Here is a 16371-nt window from a genome sequence, read left to right as displayed (position 1 = left end):
CCAGCATACCCAATTTCATATACAAGCACTTTCTTAAAAGATAACGCAACTGCTGCTGTTCATAACAATACAGATTATATTGAGACTACAACTACAGAATATTCTCGTGCTAAAATGACGCTTGATCATTCTGGTGGATATGTTGCTCAATTTGATGTATCTTGGGATGAATTCTCATATGATCAAAATGGAAAAGAAGTACTAATACATAAGACTTGGGAAGGAAACGGCAGAGACAAAACGGCTCATTACTCTACAGTCATACCACTTCCGCCGAATTCAAAAAATGTAAAAGTCGTAGCGAGAGAATGTACAGGTCTTGCATGGGAATGGTGGAGAACAATTATTAATGAACAAAATGTTCCATTAACAAATGAAATAAAAGTTTCAATTGGAGGAACGACATTATACCCAACCGCTAATATTAGTCATAATTAAAGATAACATATACGTCCGAAGCGTCCTGTTTACAGGGCGCTTTTTACTTGGTTGCAAATATATCGATCGATTGACGATAAACAACAATTAGTAGCGTTAAATCAATATGGATAGTTATTATCCTTTTATGATAATTATGTTGTATATGAGACCGAGGAGAATCTTTTGCTTTTTCCTTTAATGAGAGTACAATGTAAAATAGCAAGAAAAGGCGAAAAGTATTTACAGGATTATCGCAAGCGCATAGCGTAAAAGGCAGTAAGGAACTGAGAGGAGGTTTTTTCTCTGGATATCAATAAAGAAACAATCATTCACCTTTATCATACAAATGATATACATAGTCATTTTGAAAACTGGCCGCGGATTTCTCGGTTTGTACAAGAAGAGAAAAAGCGTAGACAGAAAGCAGGAGAGTCTGTTTTCACATTAGATATTGGCGATCATGTGGATCGTTTTCATCGCATAACGGAAGCAACGAATGGACAAGGCAATACGAAATTGTTAAACGAGGCGTTATATGATTATGTAACGATAGGAAATAATGAAGGAATTACATTAGCGAAAGACCATCTTGAACATTTATATGGTGAAGCGAATTTTGAGGTGCTTGTAGCTAATTTATTTGAAAGAGATGGAACGCGTCCTCATTGGGCGAAACCGTATACTCTCCATACAACTACAGAAGGAATTATGGTAGCTTTTATCGGTTTAACGGTAGCTTATCCTGATTTTTATGAAATGCTAGGTTGGCATATTGAAGATCCGATGATACATTTAGAATCCATTTTGGCAGAAGTAAAAGATAAAGCGCATATTACAGTTGTACTTTCGCATCTTGGGAAAAGTGCCGATGAGTATATGGCGAAGAATTATGATATCGATGTAATCTTAGGAGCGCATACACATCACCTATTTGAGCGTAGTGTTCTCGTGAATGGAACTTTGCTTTGTTGTTGTGAAAAGTGGGGACGTTACGTCGGCCATGTGCAGCTTACTGTGGATAAGGAAACCGGGCAGGTGTTGAAAAAGGATGGTAGAGCGATTAAAACAGAGCGTTTAAGTGCTTATAGCAAACCGTTATCCACAATTGAGATGTTACAAGAAGAAAGTAAAAACATAATGGCAGAGCCTGTAATTGAATTGAAGGAGCCATTACCAATTGATTGGTTTAAGGAAACACCATTTGCTAGTATGCTGGCAAGCGCATTAAAAGAGTGGTGTAATGCTGAAGTTGGCATGGTGAATGCGGGTGTATTATTAGAAGGGTTAAAAGAAGGGATTGTAACGCGCGGGGATATCCACCGCATTTGTCCACATCCTATTAATCCATGTGCATTGCAAGTGTCTGGTAAAGTATTAAGAGAAGTTATTTTAAAAGCACGTCGTCCAAATATGGAACAGCTTGAAGTGAAAGGTCTAGGCTTTCGCGGAAAAGTGATGGGAAAAATGATTTATGATGGCCTCGAAGTTATCCCAGATAAAATTCCTGGAAATAAAATTTTACTCGAAGATGTATTAATCAATGGAGAATCTTTAGAGCTAGAGCGTATATACACTGTCGGAACGATTGACATGTTTACATTTGGGTACTTATACCCAGAACTATCCACACTTTCTGAAAAGCAATATTATATGCCAGAGTTATTAAGAGATGTGTTAATGGAGATGTTGATAACTCATAATTCTTCAATTAAATTATAGGCTAGTTAATTTGTAACACCCATTTTTCTCTTTTCATAAAGATAAGAAAGAGGGGAGTGTGTGAACTATGGTGAATGTTGAACCAATTATCATTGATAACTATACGTTTATAGCTGTTAGTGTAAAGCTTCCGAAAACAAATTTGCTGGCTGTTATGAGCGATAAAGGATATATTATGTGTGGTGCTTTAGATGTTGGTCTACTAAACGAGAAGTTAGGAGACCGAGGAATTATTGCTGGCCGCGCAGTTGGGGTGAGAACGATTGAACAGCTTCTTGAAGCGCCGCTTGAATCGGTAACGACCGGAGCTGAAGCTTTAGGCATTCCAGCAGGAACAATTGGAAAAGATGCGTTATTAAAAATGATATAAGCATATATCGTCCCTCTTTCTTGCATAGAAATGATATAAGAAGGAGGGTTTTGTTATGCGTACATTTCGTCCAAAAGCTTCGCGGTTTCGAAAAGGACCGCTTCCTTTTCGGCATGTACTACTCATTTCGTTTATCCTTTTTTTATTGTTAACTTTACAAGGGTTCTGGATTGTGAATAAAAGTATTCAACCTACATTGATTAAGTATGGGGAAATGCAGACACATAAAATGGCAACGGTTGTGATGACAAAAGCGGTAAAGGATCGAATTAATGAAGGATTTGATGTCGATTCATTAATGAAAGTACAAAATGATAAGAATGGAAAAGTATCTACAATCGATTTAAATACAAAACAAGTAAATGAGATTTTGACATCGACTACTGCATACATAGAAAAATATTTGCATCAAGTAGAGAAGGGGGATATGAAGGCGCTCGGTCTGCCGGAAGAGAGCGGCGTGTCGATGTCTGTTCCTCTTGGACGCATAACGGATAATGCACTTCTTGGTAATTTAGGGCCAGATATTCCAATTGATTTTACAACAATTGGTCATGTAAGTACGGATATTAAGCAAAATGTAAAACCACATGGAATTAACAATACGGCGATTGAAGTTGTTATGGAAGTGAATGTTACGCTACAGGTAATTATCCCATTTCGTACAAAAGAAATTACAGTGAAACAAAATATTCCAATTGCGACGCGGATCGTACAAGGTGAGGTACCATCTTATTATGGAAGCGGCGGAGTTTTTGTGCCAGATAGTAAAGGGAAGAAAGCGGATGAATAAGTTTGAAAAGATATCGTGGATTTATAAGGAAACAACCGTAGCGATTAGCTACGGTTGTTTTTTAAATTCGCACGTTCTTTTCGCTCCCACAAACTTAAATGCATATATGGATCAAAAGCCCACTCTGTATATCCGTTGTCCTTATATAATCCAAAATGTAAGTGTGGAGGGAACTTCCCAGCTGTGCCAGGGGGACCGTAACCTGTGCTACCGACAAAGCCAATGACTTTTCCTGGTTCGACAATTTGTCCAAGTTGTATTTCTTTTGAAAACCCGCCTAAATGTGCGTAATAATGATAATTGTTATATAAATCGCGAATGCCGATGCGCCAGCCGCCAAGGCGGTTCCAACCCTTTGTTTCAATAATGCCGTAGCAAGTAGATCTTACTGGTACGCCATAGCCTGCAAAAATATCGGTGCCTTCATGAATACGTCTTCCGCCAAAACTACGCCCAGCGCCAAATGTGCTACGGTAACTATTATCGCTATTGACAGGAAGAGGGAAAGCATTTCCTTCTAAGTTAATGCGGCCATAGTGCTTATAAATACGAGCATACTTGGTAATTAATTCAACCGTTTTTGCACGTCTATAATATTCCCATAGCATAATTTTCATACGATCTTCTGATGTACCTTGTTTTTTAATAATAGTTGCCATTGTGTGTAAAAGATCTCGGTCGTTATTTGCATCTGCTAGTCCATCTTTATCTCCATCTAAACCAATACCGCCAAATAGAGAAATTGTATGGGGGAGAGTATCATTAGTTGAACTATTGGCAGGGCCAGCCCACACTTCTGGTTTGAAGTAAATTGAAATGATCGCATCAGGCTTTTTCGGAATATCTTTCCTTACGCTTCGAATATTGCGTTCATATTGATCAATTGCAGCTACATAATACCATGGAATATTGGTATCTTTTTCAGTTTCTTTATACAGTGTCATGCGTTTTTCGTATATTTGTTTTTGATCCACTTCACCATAGGCAATACCTTGTCCAAGAAAAAAGTAAATAGAAAGAAATAGGGCAATCTTTCGAAGCATGAAAATAAACTCCTTTCACAACATCACTCTCTTTAGTGTGGGATATACGAGATATTTCATTATAGTAAATCATTGGTAAAAATTCTTGGAATCTTCATTTGAGCAAATCGCTTTCATACGTTAGAATAGATATGTTACATTGAAAGAAGCGAACACGGTAAACTATTTCATATTGTGCGGAGTTGATAACATGACAAAACAAACAGAATATAAGCGCAAGCCCGAATGGTTGAAAATTAAGTTAAATACAAATGAAAACTATACAGGCTTAAAGAAAATGATGCGTTCTAAGCAGCTTCATACCGTTTGTGAAGAGGCGAAATGTCCAAATATTCACGAATGTTGGGCTGTAAGAAAAACAGCAACATTTATGATTTTAGGTGCGGTTTGTACACGTGCTTGTCGTTTTTGTGCGGTTAAAACAGGCTTACCAACAGAGCTTGATTTACAAGAGCCAGAACGCGTAGCAGATTCTGTTGTACAAATGGGTTTAAAACACGTTGTTATAACAGCGGTTGCACGTGATGATTTAAAGGATGGCGGAGCAGCTGTTTTTGCTGAAACAGTACGCGCTGTTCGTCGTAATAATCCATTCACGTCTATTGAAGTGTTACCATCTGATATGGGCGGGGTAGAAGAAAACTTAAAAATGTTAATGGATGCAAAACCAGATATTTTGAACCATAACATTGAAACAGTACGTCGATTATCTGACCGAGTTCGCGCAAGAGCAAAATATGATCGTTCATTAGAGTTTTTACGTCGTGCAAAAGAAATGCAACCTGATATTCCAACTAAATCTAGTATTATGGTGGGGCTAGGTGAAACAAGAGAAGATTTAATTGAAGCAATGGACGACTTACGTGCGAACAATGTGAATATTTTAACGCTTGGACAATACTTACAACCATCTAAAAAGCATTTACCAGTTATTAAATATTACACACCAGCAGAATTTGCAGAGCTAAAAGAAATTGCGCTTAGCAAAGGATTTAGCCACTGTGAAGCTGGCCCGCTTGTTCGTTCTTCTTACCATGCAGATGAGCAAGTACGTTCTGCGAAGGAAAATACTGCAGAAGCAAAATAATGAGAAAGAATCCTTCTTAGTGAGATTGCTAAGAGGGATCTTTTTTTAGGGGGAAAATAGTATGAAGGCTTTTCTATTTTTAGCAATTGCGATTGTAAGTGAAGTATTTGGGACAACGATGCTAAAGGTATCCAATGGTTTTACAAAAGTGTTGCCAAGCATAGGAGTAGTGTTAGGGTTTGCTTCAGCATTTTTCTTCCTGTCTAAAGCATTGCAGCATATACAACTTAGTACGGCGTACGCGATTTGGTCAGGGGTAGGAACAGCTTTAACAGCACTCATTGGTGTACTTGTATGGAAAGATGTCTTTACGTGGCAAACGGCAGTGGGATTAGTGCTTATTATAGGCGGAGTAGCTGTGCTAAATATGTCTGGATCTAGTGCTCACTAAGAAAGAGAGCTGAAATCAGCTCTCTTTCTTATATTCTAAAACAGTATTTTGACATGTGGATAAAATCTTTTTCAATTCTTCTGTGGATAATTCAATTGTAAATTCTGGGACACCCGGTGTAATTAGAATTTTATCGTAGGCATAGACGGAATGATCCACAATAATCGTTACATCCTGTGAATAGCCGAAAGGAGCGACGCATCCGGGAATACAACCTGTTTGTTCTCTTAGTTCATCAGGTGAACAAATTGATAAGCGCTCTCCTGTGATTTCCTTCATTTCGTTTCTCTCGAGACGAGTTCCTTCTAATGTGAAGAACACATAATAGGATCCAGATTTGGATTTTAAAAATAAACTTTTACTAGGAGTTCCTTGTAAGCCAAGCCGTTCACGAACGACACGATCTGTTTCGTAATCGAGAACTGGTTCGTGTTCAAATTTTTCGTAGGAAGCATTTGTTTTATGTAATAAAGAGATTACTTCTTCGTACATATTTTGTTAATACCCCTTTCTAGATTTGCTCTATGTTCATCATCAATTTTTCAAATTTTTTCGCACTTAAAATTTCGTGCGTTAAAAATTTTCCGTTATAAAAAGCTCCGTATGTTGTAAAGGCACAAGGAGCATGCTGCGCATCTTCTCGCGATGTCAACTGAATGCATTCAAAAGGGATGTGATATTGTTGCGTTATATTGGTTAATTCTTGATGAATGTAATAATCAGTATAAGGACACTGATTTGTATAATAGACAACTAAGCCGTTTTGATTTGGAATCTTCATATCTTTGGCGCTTGCTGTAAAATGGGGTGAAGGAGCACTTGGATCAAATTTGTATACAAGTAATTCAAAATAAGGCGGTGCTGTATCACATACTTGAAACCCTTTTTTCTTTAAATAGCTACCGTCTGATAAATAGGGCTTATTTTTCTTACTAGAAATAACAACGATTCCATGCTTTCCTTGCGCTTTAGCATCCTGGATACATTCTTCTAAGAGCTGTGCGCCGTATCCTTTCCCTTTGAAACGCCCTGAGACCCAAAAGCAATTGATACATGTGTATTTTGGTGCAGAGATAGGCACCCATGCATACTCAGCTGGAATGTATTCAATGAACACTTTTCCTTTCACATCTAGCTTTTTGAACACAAGTCCTTCTTCAAATCGATTTTTTAGCCATGCTTTTTTGAGCTCGACACCACGTTTTACTTTTTTGTCTGACATGGCACAGCAAATATGTTCCTGTTCAATGTTATCATGTGTAACGATTTTCAACGGTCTTCCCCCACAATCTGTGAATTGTTGTTTGTTCAGAGATTGTAATTTCGTAAACGTCAGGATTGCTTAAGTTTTTCCACTCATTAAAACCAAAACGTTCATCAAAGTGTTTTAAAATAAGCGTTAACAAGTTTCCGTGTGTAACAAGCAGCGTTACATGATGTTCTTGTTTTAAAATATCGTTAATAAGCGATATGGCACGTTCCATCGCTTGTTTTGTTGACTCTCCGCCTGAAAAGGCAATATCTATATTTGTAAAGGTATATTCTAGTTTGTGTATCCAATCTTTCATTGGAGCACTGCTCAGTATACGCTCTGTTAATCGTTCATCTTCTTTGATTGGTAAATTGTTCTGTGATGCGAATGGCGTAATGGATTGAATGGCGCGAGTGAAAGGGCTTGAAACAATGGACTCTATTTGCAGGTTATTTTGTATGAGGAAATCAGCAAGGAGGTGTGCTTGTTTTTTCCTGCAATTGTTAATTCAGCCTCTTGTTCTTGTCCAGTTGCTGAGCAGTGACGCACTACGATAAGTTTTTTCAAAATCTATCCCTCATTTTTTCAAGTTGACCATACATACTTCGACAAATAGGAAAAAAAGTCCTCTATACAAAAAAGCTAAGCCGCATGGACTTAGCTTTTTTTCGGTTCAATTTTTAATTTGTCCTTCATTTTACGAATCAGAATGAAAGCGCAAATTGTAAAAATAAAGATGATACCTTCTGTAACAAATACGTTGATTATTTGTCTTTGATAAAGAGCTGCAAAGAAGTCTACGAAGGCATGGAATAGCACAGCATATACGAGGAAAATATATTTTTTCTGTTTTACTGCGTATATGACAAGCATCGTGAAGGCGATTTGCAGGACAAGTGCCATAATTCTTTCTAAGCTGCCGAGTAAATACAAGTAAGCAGGTGCTTGTATTAAAGCATCTTGTACACGACTTAGCTCAGGTAATTTTTCAACCATTTGAGCGAAGCTTCCGTTGTTAATGGATGTTGCAAAGGTAAGAGTTTGGAGTCCAGCGAAACCACCAATTAAGATGGATTCCATTCCGCCGTGTCCAATTCCGTACGCAAGACCATCTTTATATTCTTGGGATTTTTTTAATAGGAAGAAGAAGGCGACAAAACGTCCTAATTCTTCAAAAATACCAGCGGTAAGTCCGCCGTAAATCGCAAAGATAAATGGGTTTTCTAAAATCTTAGCTGTTGCTGGATTTCCGCGCATGAATAGGTGGAATGGCGTTTCTAGGATTTGGGTAAATCCAATAAAAATAAGAATACCAACTCCAACTACTTTCCAGTTTATATGATATTTTTTTCGAAAATAAATCAGTACAATAATTGGAACGAGAACCGATATTGCTAGTTGAAGAATCATACTACCAATTACAGCATTTGAAATCATATTTTTCACCACTTTCTCATGTATGTACTCTTCTATTATACAGCGAATCAAAGAAATCGTTTATTTTTATCAAAAAAGAGTTTTTCTATTGACTCTCACGTTGCGTAATACTTTATTGTATGTACTGAGGGGGCGAAACAATGAAAATGCGGGTAAAAGAAGTAGCCGATTTAGTTGGTATTAGTGTGCGCACACTGCATCATTATGATGAAATTGGGCTTCTAACCCCAGACGAGACGACAGAGTCGGGATATCGTCTGTACTCCAATGAAAATCTAGAGAGATTGCAGCAAATTTTATTTTTTAAAGAACTTGGCTTCCCTTTAAAGAAAATTAAAGAAATTATCAGTAGTCCTTCATTTGACAGGGAAGAAGCGCTTCAGATGCATCGGAAAATGTTGCTTGAGAAGCGTGCTAGGCTGGATAAGGTGATTGCGACAATTGATAAGACAATTAAGCATACAAAAGGAGAGATTGAAATGACGAGTAAAGAAAAATTTGAAGGCTTCGATTTTAGTCATAATCCATATGAAGAGGAAGCTCGCGCACGATGGGGAGACAAGGCTATAGATAAAGCAAATAAGACAGCTGCTGGTATGACTAAGGAAAAGCAAGAAGACTTTAATAACATTTATAGAAAGCTAGCGGAGCTTCGGAATGGTGCGCCTGATTCTAAAGAAGCACAAGAAGCAATTCATGTATGGTATGAGTACTTGCAAGACTTTGGTCAATATTCATTAGAGGCGTTCAAAGGATTAGGACAAATGTATGTGGATGATGAACGTTTTACAAAAAATATTGATAAGTTTGGAGATGGATTGGCACAGTTTATGTGTGATGCTATGGCGGTATATGCAGATAATCGTAAGAAATAAAAAAGATGGGGCTGTCTCAAGTAGGCAGCCGCCATCTTTTTTATTTCTTAATCATGTCATTTAGCGTGGGATTTTGAGTGTTATTTATATGCGGATTTTTACTCATTTCACGCTTTAACATATCAAGACTTTGTTCATATTCCTTATCATTTAACGTACCAGACTGAAGTCCTTGAATTTGCGAAATCAACTTTTGGTCTGTTGATACATATCCTTTATAATAGCGAGGAACGATGGACAAAGCGGTTTTATACACTTGATCTGTTACAAGTGCGGGATTACTTGTATTGGCACGATATACAACAAATACTTCATCATCAGTGACAAGTGTAGCAGCATTTGTTACGTCAGGCAGATTTACAGTCATATTTGTAATCATTTCTGCTACTTTCTCACGGTTAATCGCCCCTACTTGTTTGTTAGATACTTCATCCTTTTGCTTAGAAGAGTATCCGACTCTTGTAAGCCTCGTATTTGTATTTTCTGTATGATACATGTCATCTTTATTGGAAACAAGAACACGGCTGCCTTCCTCACGTTCCATTTCAGCTTTATTTGCTGTTTGGCAGCCTGCAAATAAGGAAAGAGTGAGAAGGGAGAGTACAATTTGTTTTTTCACGAGATATCACCTCCTTCTCCATAGCATTTACTACTTTTCAATTTTTTGTATTTGAAATTGTTGGTTGCTATGCTTTGTGATACGATAAAAAGAAGAATGCTTAGAAAGGAAGTTTATGATGGAGCAAAAGCAGGAGAGTTATGCTACGATGAACATAAATAATGTTCAGTACGAAGTAATTACAGACTATCGTAACGGTTTTCGTGAAGAAGCATTTAAAGAGCGCTATGCAGAAATTTTAAATAAATATGATTATATCGTTGGTGACTGGGGTTACGATCAACTCAGATTGCGCGGATTTTTTGATGATAGTAACCAACGTGCGACATATGATACGAAAATTAGTACATTATCGGAGTACTTATACGAATACTGTAATTTTGGTTGTGCATACTTCGTGTTACGAAAAGTGAAGAAGTAAAAAGAATTCCTCTTACGGTAGGCGTAAGAGGAATTCTTTTTTACAAGCAAATTGAAATGAGGTCACCTTCAGAAAGTGTTGTATTTGATTTCATCTTCTGACCATTCAACTGGATGTATCCGTTTTTGATTTTGTCTACAATTGCCGTACGGCTCAAATCTGAAATGTATGCAGCTAGTGCTTTATCAATACGATGGGAGCCCACGACTGTTTCTAATACAATGGCTATTTCTGTCGTGCCATTTTCTTTATATTGCATAATCGAGATGGTAGTCGTTGTTTCAGCTTGTTTCTGTTGAAACACATCGATTGTTTCGACATGTTCAGAAAACGACTTATAAATGTGGAGTTTCTTATTCCACGTATGCCCTTTTTGGCATTTATAAATCGCAAAGCGGTAAATGTTCTTTCCGTTTGCGTTATGTCTACGAATGTTCGTATCAGTAAAAAGGGTGGTATGCCCGCAATTTTTACAATGCTTTTCGACTGTCGTTTCAAATTCATTCTCATATAAATTCCAAGAAAGTTGTACTTTCTGCATTTTCCTTCACCTCGTATATATTGGGTAAAGGAACGTAATACAGCTATTTGGATGTCTTGCAGTATGAATAAAGAAGAAATAGACAAAAATAAAAGGAGGTTCCCCTTATAGGAACCTCCGTAAAACATCATACTACAGATGCGTTACGTTCCTTTGTAATGGGAAATGAACAGACTACTCCCTTGAAAAAGCATGTAGCTTTTTTGAGAGTAATGCTATTCAATTGCTGCTCCATTACAAAGTAAATGTTGGCATACGTAGTAGACGTCCTTTCTTCCAAATAGATTTGCTCATAAGTATAACACGAAAGATTGAAAATTCAAAATAAATTATGTAAAAAAACACCAGCTACTATAATAGCTGGTGCATAATACTATATAAGTTCGAATAAGAATGAGCGCAGTTCTTCTGCAATTTCTTCCGATACAGAAAAAGCGTGCTCTAAGTAGCCTGGTTCGTTTAAATCGTCAGTGCCGATAATTGCAAATTTATTGCGTTGCATATCAAGGACGATTGTTTTACCGTAATGACGATCGGAGTATAAAAGCGCTAAATCGTGGCGCTCATTTTCTCCCATAAAGCTAACGAAACGCGTTTTTGTATCGACTGTATCGTCGTAAAGAAAGAAACGTTCTTCCATACTACAAAAGCTCCTTTTTTAAATATCTAAGTTTAAGTGAGGTTTATGATCTAAATGGTGATGCGTCTTAATAAAGCGTACTGTTCTTGTTTTATAGCGCATAACGATAGAATATGTTTCTGCTAAGTCTCCGCCAAGGAATTTTACACCATCTAATAACTCGCCAGCAGATACACCAGTTGCTGAGAAGATTGCATCATCACCAGATACTAGGTCGTCTAACATAAGAAGTTGACGAGGGTCTTCTAATCCCATTTTACGGCAACGTGCTTCTTCTTCTTCGTTCATTGGTACTAAGCGTGCTTGCATTTCGCCTCCAAGGCACTTTAATGCTGCTGCAGAGATAACGCCTTCTGGAGCGCCGCCAACACCAACGAATAAATCGATACCTGTTCCTGGAAGAGCTGTTGCGATTGACGCGCCAACATCGCCATCACCGAATAATTTTACACGTGCACCTTTTGTACGAACACGGTCAATAATTTCTTGATGACGGTCACGTTCTTGGACGATAACCGTTAGGTCACGGATTTTTTTATTATTTGCTTCTGCTACAATTTCAATTGTTTTTTCAATTGGATCATCTAAGCTGATTTTACCAGCTGCTTTTGGACCAACCGCGATTTTTTCCATGTACATATCCGGAGCATGAAGAAGGTTTCCTTTATCTGCGACTGCAATAACTGCCATTGCGTTTGCAAGACCTTTTGCAACAATGTTTGTACCTTCTAATGGATCAACGGCGATATCTACTTCTGGGCCGTTACCTGTTCCCAGTTTTTCACCAATATATAACATTGGTGCTTCATCAAGCTCTCCTTCGCCAATTACAACAGTACCTGCCATGTTTACTGAATCAAACATATTACGCATAGCAGTAGTTGCTGCATCATCTGCTTCGTTTTTCTTTCCGCGGCCCATCCATTGTGCGGATGCTAAGGCTGCTGCTTCTGTTACACGGACAATTTCTAATGCGAGTTCACGTTCCAAGGTGGCATTCCTCCAATTTCAAAAATCATACAGTTATAACTATAACAAATAACGCGTGAAAGGTGAATTCGAAAAATTGTCGATTTTTTCAGAAGAAACGGTTACAATTAAAATGTAAATGCTTTAATTTCCAGGTAGGTGACATTCATGTACTTTGTAGACAGAAAAAAAATAGAGCAAATATTAACATGTTTAGAACAAGTAGTAGATACATTTCAAGAGAAGAAGCAATATGAAAATGATTTTGAATATTACGCATTAGAGCGTATGTCGCATCTTATCATTGATTGCATATTAGATGTTGGAAATGCAATGATTGATGGATTTATTATGCGTGATCCAGGAAGTTATGAAGATATTATTGATATTTTAATGGATGAAAAAGTCATAAGTGGAGAAGAAGGAGCAGGAATAAAAGAAGTGATTCTTCTTCGGAAAATGCTTATGCAAGATTATATTCAAATGAATCATGAAGAATTATATACAACGATTCAAAAACAAATCGCTGTGGTACAGAAATACCCTGCGAATATTCGCCGTTACTTAGAAAAGGAACTAGGACCTGTATCTGCATTCATAGCAGAATAAGTGTATGGATAAGATCCCCATTAGCCTTTTTGGGGATCTTTTTTATCGATAGAAACGGCTAAAAAGGGAGAAGGATGAGAAATGGGGGAAGCACGTACAACGAAGGAAGAAATTGTACAGCTTTTAAAAATAAATGGAGAACAAACGGTTGGAGCATTATCTGAAACTTTGGAGATTACAGAGATGGCAGTACGTCGTCATTTAAATAAGCTGGAGCAAGAAGAAATCATTCAATCGAAAATGGTACGTCAACATGTGGGCAGACCAACATATGTATACGCCCTAAGTCAAAAAGGAGAAGATTCCTTTCCGAAGGATTATAAGCAATTTGCTTTAGGTGTGTTAGAGGATTTAGAGCAAATTGGTGGTGAAACCCTTGTAGATGCTATTTTAAAGACCAGGACGGATCGGATTGAAGAGCGATTACAAAGGCGAATCAGTCGTCAAGAAAATGTATGGCAGAAGCTTCGGGAAGTTGCCGTTATTCAAGAGAAGCATGGATATATGGTACAAGTGAAGCAGGAGGGAGAAAACTCATACATATTACAAAAACAAAATTGTCCATTAAAGGCTGTTGCTGAAAAATATCCACAGCTTTGTGTGGAGGAAGAAAATATGTATAAGCGACTGTTTTCTGATGGAAATGTGAAGGTATTATCAAATATGTGCGATGGTGACTGTCACTGTTCGTATCACATACAAGAGAAAAAATGAACGTTATGGGACGCTTTTAGACGAAGCGTTTTTTTCTTTGGAAAAAGGGGTTAATATAAGAAGGTATGAACGCTAGACAAAAAGGAGAGACAGATGGATGTATAAAGGCTATTTAATCGACTTAGATGGTACAATGTATCGCGGTGAAGAACAAATTGAAGAAGCTAGTGACTTTGTAAAAGCACTACAGGAGCGTGGTCTCCCATATTTGTTTGTAACAAATAATTCAACACGTAAACCAGAACAAGTAGCAGAAAAGCTTGTTCGTTTCGATATTCCAGCTAAGCCAGAGCAAGTATTTACAACGAGCATGGCAACAGCGAACTTTATTTATGAACGTAAACAAGATGCGTCTGTGTATATGATTGGGGAAGAAGGATTGCATGATGCACTTGTGAAAAAAGGATTCAAGCTTGTGGATGAAAATCCTGATTTTGTTGTTGTTGGATTAGATCGCGAAATTACATATGAAAAGCTAGCGAAAGCATGTCTAGCAGTACGTAATGGTGCGACATTTATTTCAACAAATGGAGACATTGCTATTCCAACTGAGCGGGGTTTACTACCAGGAAACGGTTCATTAACATCTGTTGTTACAGTATCCACAGGTGTAGAGCCAATTTTCATCGGAAAACCAGAATCTATTATTATGGAACAAGCACTAAAAGTACTTGGTATGGCGAAAGAAGAAGCGCTAATGGTTGGGGATAACTATGATACTGATATTTTAGCGGGGATAAATGCTGGTATGCATACACTTCTTGTCCACACTGGAGTCACAACTGTGGAGAAGTTAACAGAATATGAAGTGCAGCCAACAGCGGTTGTGCATAACTTGACGGAGTGGATTGAGAAGATGTAAGAGTGGGCAGGCAATCGTTTAGGTTGCCTGCTTTTTTATATGCATAATTACATATTTTGTATATGGATATAAAAGGTAAAATTATATTATAAGGATATACAGAGAGAATATTACTGGTGGAATAGAGATTGGAGGGGGAGAAATGTATATCATTTCGATTATTATCTTTCTTGTAACGTTGTGTATTTTAGGCTTTGCTATATGGAAAATACATAAAATAAAAAGTGTACAAGAGGATATTGGAGAGATTATTGCTACTTACCCACGTAAAAAAAGCCGATGGTTCGTGTTGTTTGGTCCAGCTTATTTCTTTGTACAACTTATACTTACATACGTTCGTTATATAGATGGAGAAATTGATAGTTTCGAACTGTTTTTACTCAAAATAGGAGCTTATACTGTAGCTGTTTGTTTTATGATCCTTTTTGTGATACAGCTAATTAAAGACGTCAAGGTATATGAAAAAGGTGTGATTGATGGGATGAATTACTATTCCTATGCAGAATTAAAAGGATATAAAACATCCACATGGGAAAATCCGCAAGAAAATATCTTCTTATATCGCGGGCAAGAAAAATGGCATGACAATGTAAACTTACTCATTAGGCAAGAGGATATGAGAGAGTTAGAAAACATTTTACAAAGATATCTTCCTAAGCTCACCATAAAATAAAAACATTCCACCTTCGTATAAGGTGGAGTGTCTTATTAAAATACACGATTCACGACTGCTTTCACTTCTTCAAGATATTCTTCTCGCACGTCTTCATCCACAGAAGGAACACGCGTATAGAATGTGTGCTCTAATGTTTCAATTCCTGTAAATTCAAAAATACCAGCATCTGTTGTTTTCTTCATCGCATCAAACATACCGCCTTCACAGCGGTCTTTCTTAGTATGTTTATAATAAAATTCGTTTCTCCTTCGCTTCTTTTATCCACATCGGAAGTTCATTCAACAGGTTATTATACAATGTTTCATCTGTTGTTTTTTCGATATCGCGAATGTGGAAGAAGTTTGCGTTATCAATGAAACGCCCTTCCATTTCGTCTAGCTTTCTAAGAACGTCGAATTTTCCATTTCCAATCCCAACAAACTGCCAAAAAATCGGTTGGTTAGAAGAGAATACAACCGGTTTTTGAATTCCTTTTTTACAGCCACCATCGTTAATAAATATAACAAAGGCAGGCTCTTCGCTTTTCTCTTCAATCGTATATTTTTTTATGATATCTTCCATCACTTGTGGCTCTTCATTTCGGCCAAATTTATGAATGGAAGGGTTATTTAAAATATGTTTTTCAACATAACCAGCAAAGTCTTTTTCAGTAATGGATGGTAATCTTGAAAATTCGTTATCATATACCCAAATATCTAGTGAGCCATCATCATCAAATTGACTTGCAACCGCAAGAACGCGTTCGACAACTTCTTGTACAGTGCCATTTTTATAAAGTGTTCGCATAGACCCAGAAATGTCTAATACGAGCGCAACTTTTGCGACAACGCCTGTTAATCTCTTTTTCTCTAATACAACGCGTACTGCTTCTTTCCGTAATGTAATTGTACTCAAGTATAATCGCCCCTTTTTTTATTATGTAGCAAAGATGCC

The 16371-nt window shown here is 37.4% G+C and carries 21 protein-coding genes and 2 pseudogenes; 12 read left to right on the top strand and 11 right to left on the bottom strand.

The genetic code is table 11. The features are described from left to right. The 4 genes from BLV40_RS22315 to yunB all read left to right on the top strand — a co-directional run. On the top strand, positions 1-438 hold a 438-nt coding region (locus BLV40_RS22315; protein ID WP_211482134.1), incomplete at its 5' end, for a thiol-activated cytolysin C-terminal domain-containing protein. A 291-nt stretch (positions 439-729) separates the two neighbouring features. Then, positions 730-2139, top strand: a complete 1410-nt coding sequence (locus BLV40_RS22310; RefSeq protein ID WP_280138948.1) for a bifunctional metallophosphatase/5'-nucleotidase — start codon at positions 730-732, stop codon at positions 2137-2139. A gap of 67 nt (positions 2140-2206) precedes the next feature. Beyond that, positions 2207-2509, top strand: coding sequence for a YunC family protein (locus BLV40_RS22305; protein ID WP_026594181.1), 303 nt, complete (start codon positions 2207-2209; stop codon positions 2507-2509). A gap of 55 nt (positions 2510-2564) precedes the next feature. Further along, positions 2565-3302, top strand: a complete 738-nt coding sequence (gene yunB, locus BLV40_RS22300; protein ID WP_090693994.1) for a sporulation protein YunB — start codon at positions 2565-2567, stop codon at positions 3300-3302. A gap of 44 nt (positions 3303-3346) precedes the next feature. On the opposite strand, the gene BLV40_RS22295 is transcribed toward yunB, so the two are convergent. Further along, on the bottom strand, positions 3347-4345 hold the full coding sequence (locus BLV40_RS22295; protein WP_026594183.1) for a M23 family metallopeptidase: 999 nt from the start codon (positions 4343-4345) through the stop codon (positions 3347-3349). Between the two features lie 190 nt (positions 4346-4535). Between BLV40_RS22295 and lipA the strand changes: the two genes are divergently transcribed. Together lipA and BLV40_RS22285 are read left to right on the top strand one after the other, a co-directional pair. Further along, on the top strand, positions 4536-5432 hold the full coding sequence (gene lipA / locus BLV40_RS22290) for a lipoyl synthase (RefSeq protein WP_026594184.1): 897 nt from the start codon (positions 4536-4538) through the stop codon (positions 5430-5432). A gap of 61 nt (positions 5433-5493) precedes the next feature. Next, complete coding sequence (locus BLV40_RS22285; RefSeq protein ID WP_026594185.1) at positions 5494-5823, top strand: DMT family transporter; 330 nt, start codon at positions 5494-5496, stop codon at positions 5821-5823. 15 nt (positions 5824-5838) lie between these two features. Here BLV40_RS22285 and BLV40_RS22280 read toward each other — a convergent pair whose 3' ends face one another. The 4 genes and pseudogenes from BLV40_RS22280 to BLV40_RS22265 all read right to left on the bottom strand — a co-directional run bounded on the left by BLV40_RS22280 (position 5839) and on the right by BLV40_RS22265 (position 8512). Beyond that, positions 5839-6315, bottom strand: a complete 477-nt coding sequence (locus BLV40_RS22280) for a YbaK/EbsC family protein (protein WP_090693991.1) — start codon at positions 6313-6315, stop codon at positions 5839-5841. Between the two features lie 19 nt (positions 6316-6334). Further along, a complete protein-coding gene (locus tag BLV40_RS22275; RefSeq protein WP_090694003.1) occupies positions 6335-7045 on the bottom strand; it encodes a GNAT family N-acetyltransferase in 711 nt (236 codons plus the stop codon). Positions 7046-7076: 31 nt separating this feature from the next. After that, positions 7077-7642 (bottom strand): annotated as a pseudogene (locus tag BLV40_RS22270) (histidine phosphatase family protein). Between the two features lie 90 nt (positions 7643-7732). Beyond that, positions 7733-8512, bottom strand: a complete 780-nt coding sequence (locus tag BLV40_RS22265) for a YhfC family glutamic-type intramembrane protease (RefSeq protein ID WP_090693989.1) — start codon at positions 8510-8512, stop codon at positions 7733-7735. A 140-nt stretch (positions 8513-8652) separates the two neighbouring features. Here BLV40_RS22265 and BLV40_RS22260 point away from each other — a divergent pair, with 140 nt between their 5' ends. Next, a complete protein-coding gene (locus BLV40_RS22260; protein WP_090693985.1) occupies positions 8653-9387 on the top strand; it encodes a MerR family transcriptional regulator in 735 nt (244 codons plus the stop codon). 40 nt (positions 9388-9427) lie between these two features. Here the strand turns inward: BLV40_RS22260 and BLV40_RS22255 are convergent, their stop codons facing one another. Continuing rightward, complete coding sequence (locus BLV40_RS22255; RefSeq protein ID WP_026594191.1) at positions 9428-10006, bottom strand: YhcN/YlaJ family sporulation lipoprotein; 579 nt, start codon at positions 10004-10006, stop codon at positions 9428-9430. 118 nt (positions 10007-10124) lie between these two features. Here BLV40_RS22255 and BLV40_RS22250 point away from each other — a divergent pair, with 118 nt between their 5' ends. Then, positions 10125-10427 carry a YutD family protein gene (locus BLV40_RS22250; protein ID WP_026594192.1) on the top strand — a complete coding sequence of 101 codons (303 nt, stop codon included), beginning with the start codon at positions 10125-10127 and terminating at the stop codon, positions 10425-10427. Between the two features lie 40 nt (positions 10428-10467). On the opposite strand, the gene BLV40_RS22245 is transcribed toward BLV40_RS22250, so the two are convergent. The 3 genes from BLV40_RS22245 to glpX all read right to left on the bottom strand — a co-directional run bounded on the left by BLV40_RS22245 (position 10468) and on the right by glpX (position 12598). Continuing rightward, on the bottom strand, positions 10468-10968 hold the full coding sequence (locus BLV40_RS22245; protein ID WP_026594193.1) for a hypothetical protein: 501 nt from the start codon (positions 10966-10968) through the stop codon (positions 10468-10470). Positions 10969-11341: 373 nt separating this feature from the next. Beyond that, positions 11342-11608, bottom strand: coding sequence for a DUF3055 domain-containing protein (locus tag BLV40_RS22235; RefSeq protein ID WP_003208880.1), 267 nt, complete (start codon positions 11606-11608; stop codon positions 11342-11344). A gap of 18 nt (positions 11609-11626) precedes the next feature. Next, a complete protein-coding gene (gene glpX, locus BLV40_RS22230; protein WP_026594194.1) occupies positions 11627-12598 on the bottom strand; it encodes a class II fructose-bisphosphatase in 972 nt (323 codons plus the stop codon). Positions 12599-12745: 147 nt separating this feature from the next. On the opposite strand from glpX, the gene BLV40_RS22225 reads away from it, so the two are divergent. From BLV40_RS22225 to BLV40_RS22210, 4 genes are all read left to right on the top strand, one after another. Further along, positions 12746-13186 (top strand): DUF86 domain-containing protein, encoded by a 441-nt coding sequence (locus BLV40_RS22225; RefSeq protein WP_090693978.1) that lies wholly within the window; start codon positions 12746-12748, stop codon positions 13184-13186. 81 nt (positions 13187-13267) lie between these two features. Continuing rightward, positions 13268-13900: a helix-turn-helix transcriptional regulator gene (locus BLV40_RS22220; RefSeq protein WP_090693974.1), complete on the top strand. Its 633-nt coding sequence runs from the start codon at positions 13268-13270 to the stop codon at positions 13898-13900. Positions 13901-13997: 97 nt separating this feature from the next. After that, entirely contained in the window at positions 13998-14762 is a 765-nt protein-coding gene (locus tag BLV40_RS22215; RefSeq protein WP_090693970.1) for a TIGR01457 family HAD-type hydrolase, read from the top strand. Between the two features lie 142 nt (positions 14763-14904). Then, positions 14905-15435 carry a hypothetical protein gene (locus BLV40_RS22210; protein ID WP_026594198.1) on the top strand — a complete coding sequence of 177 codons (531 nt, stop codon included), beginning with the start codon at positions 14905-14907 and terminating at the stop codon, positions 15433-15435. Positions 15436-15470: 35 nt separating this feature from the next. Here the strand turns inward: BLV40_RS22210 and BLV40_RS22205 are convergent. Together BLV40_RS22205 and BLV40_RS22200 are read right to left on the bottom strand one after the other, a co-directional pair. Continuing rightward, positions 15471-15638, bottom strand: a pseudogene (locus tag BLV40_RS22205) (flavodoxin family protein); the annotation flags it as partial. A 25-nt stretch (positions 15639-15663) separates the two neighbouring features. Next, a complete protein-coding gene (locus BLV40_RS22200; RefSeq protein ID WP_026594199.1) occupies positions 15664-16332 on the bottom strand; it encodes a vWA domain-containing protein in 669 nt (222 codons plus the stop codon). Positions 16333-16371: the final 39 nt, after the last annotated feature.

It is taken from the genome of Bacillus sp. 166amftsu (genome assembly GCF_900107445.1).
Taxonomy (GTDB): Bacteria; Bacillota; Bacilli; order Bacillales; family Bacillaceae_G; genus Bacillus_A; species Bacillus_A arachidis.
Note: the sequence above shows the minus strand (reverse complement) of the source record. Positions and strands in the feature narration are given on the sequence as shown.

What these genes read in the sequence shown, in the direction of transcription:
- BLV40_RS22305 (WP_026594181.1), top strand. Translation starts at nt 2,207, where the DNA reads ATGGTGAATGTTGAACCAATTATCATTGATAACTATACGTTTATAGCT.
- yunB (WP_090693994.1), top strand. Translation starts at nt 2,565, where the DNA reads ATGCGTACATTTCGTCCAAAAGCTTCGCGGTTTCGAAAAGGACCGCTT.
- BLV40_RS22295 (WP_026594183.1), bottom strand. Translation starts at nt 4,345, where the DNA reads ATGCTTCGAAAGATTGCCCTATTTCTTTCTATTTACTTTTTTCTTGGA.
- lipA (WP_026594184.1), top strand. Translation starts at nt 4,536, where the DNA reads ATGACAAAACAAACAGAATATAAGCGCAAGCCCGAATGGTTGAAAATT.
- BLV40_RS22285 (WP_026594185.1), top strand. Translation starts at nt 5,494, where the DNA reads ATGAAGGCTTTTCTATTTTTAGCAATTGCGATTGTAAGTGAAGTATTT.
- BLV40_RS22280 (WP_090693991.1), bottom strand. Translation starts at nt 6,315, where the DNA reads ATGTACGAAGAAGTAATCTCTTTATTACATAAAACAAATGCTTCCTAC.
- BLV40_RS22275 (WP_090694003.1), bottom strand. Translation starts at nt 7,045, where the DNA reads ATGTCAGACAAAAAAGTAAAACGTGGTGTCGAGCTCAAAAAAGCATGG.
- BLV40_RS22265 (WP_090693989.1), bottom strand. Translation starts at nt 8,512, where the DNA reads ATGATTTCAAATGCTGTAATTGGTAGTATGATTCTTCAACTAGCAATA.
- BLV40_RS22260 (WP_090693985.1), top strand. Translation starts at nt 8,653, where the DNA reads ATGAAAATGCGGGTAAAAGAAGTAGCCGATTTAGTTGGTATTAGTGTG.
- BLV40_RS22250 (WP_026594192.1), top strand. Translation starts at nt 10,125, where the DNA reads ATGGAGCAAAAGCAGGAGAGTTATGCTACGATGAACATAAATAATGTT.
- BLV40_RS22245 (WP_026594193.1), bottom strand. Translation starts at nt 10,968, where the DNA reads ATGCAGAAAGTACAACTTTCTTGGAATTTATATGAGAATGAATTTGAA.
- BLV40_RS22235 (WP_003208880.1), bottom strand. Translation starts at nt 11,608, where the DNA reads ATGGAAGAACGTTTCTTTCTTTACGACGATACAGTCGATACAAAAACG.
- BLV40_RS22225 (WP_090693978.1), top strand. Translation starts at nt 12,746, where the DNA reads ATGTACTTTGTAGACAGAAAAAAAATAGAGCAAATATTAACATGTTTA.
- BLV40_RS22220 (WP_090693974.1), top strand. Translation starts at nt 13,268, where the DNA reads ATGGGGGAAGCACGTACAACGAAGGAAGAAATTGTACAGCTTTTAAAA.
- BLV40_RS22215 (WP_090693970.1), top strand. Translation starts at nt 13,998, where the DNA reads ATGTATAAAGGCTATTTAATCGACTTAGATGGTACAATGTATCGCGGT.
- BLV40_RS22210 (WP_026594198.1), top strand. Translation starts at nt 14,905, where the DNA reads ATGTATATCATTTCGATTATTATCTTTCTTGTAACGTTGTGTATTTTA.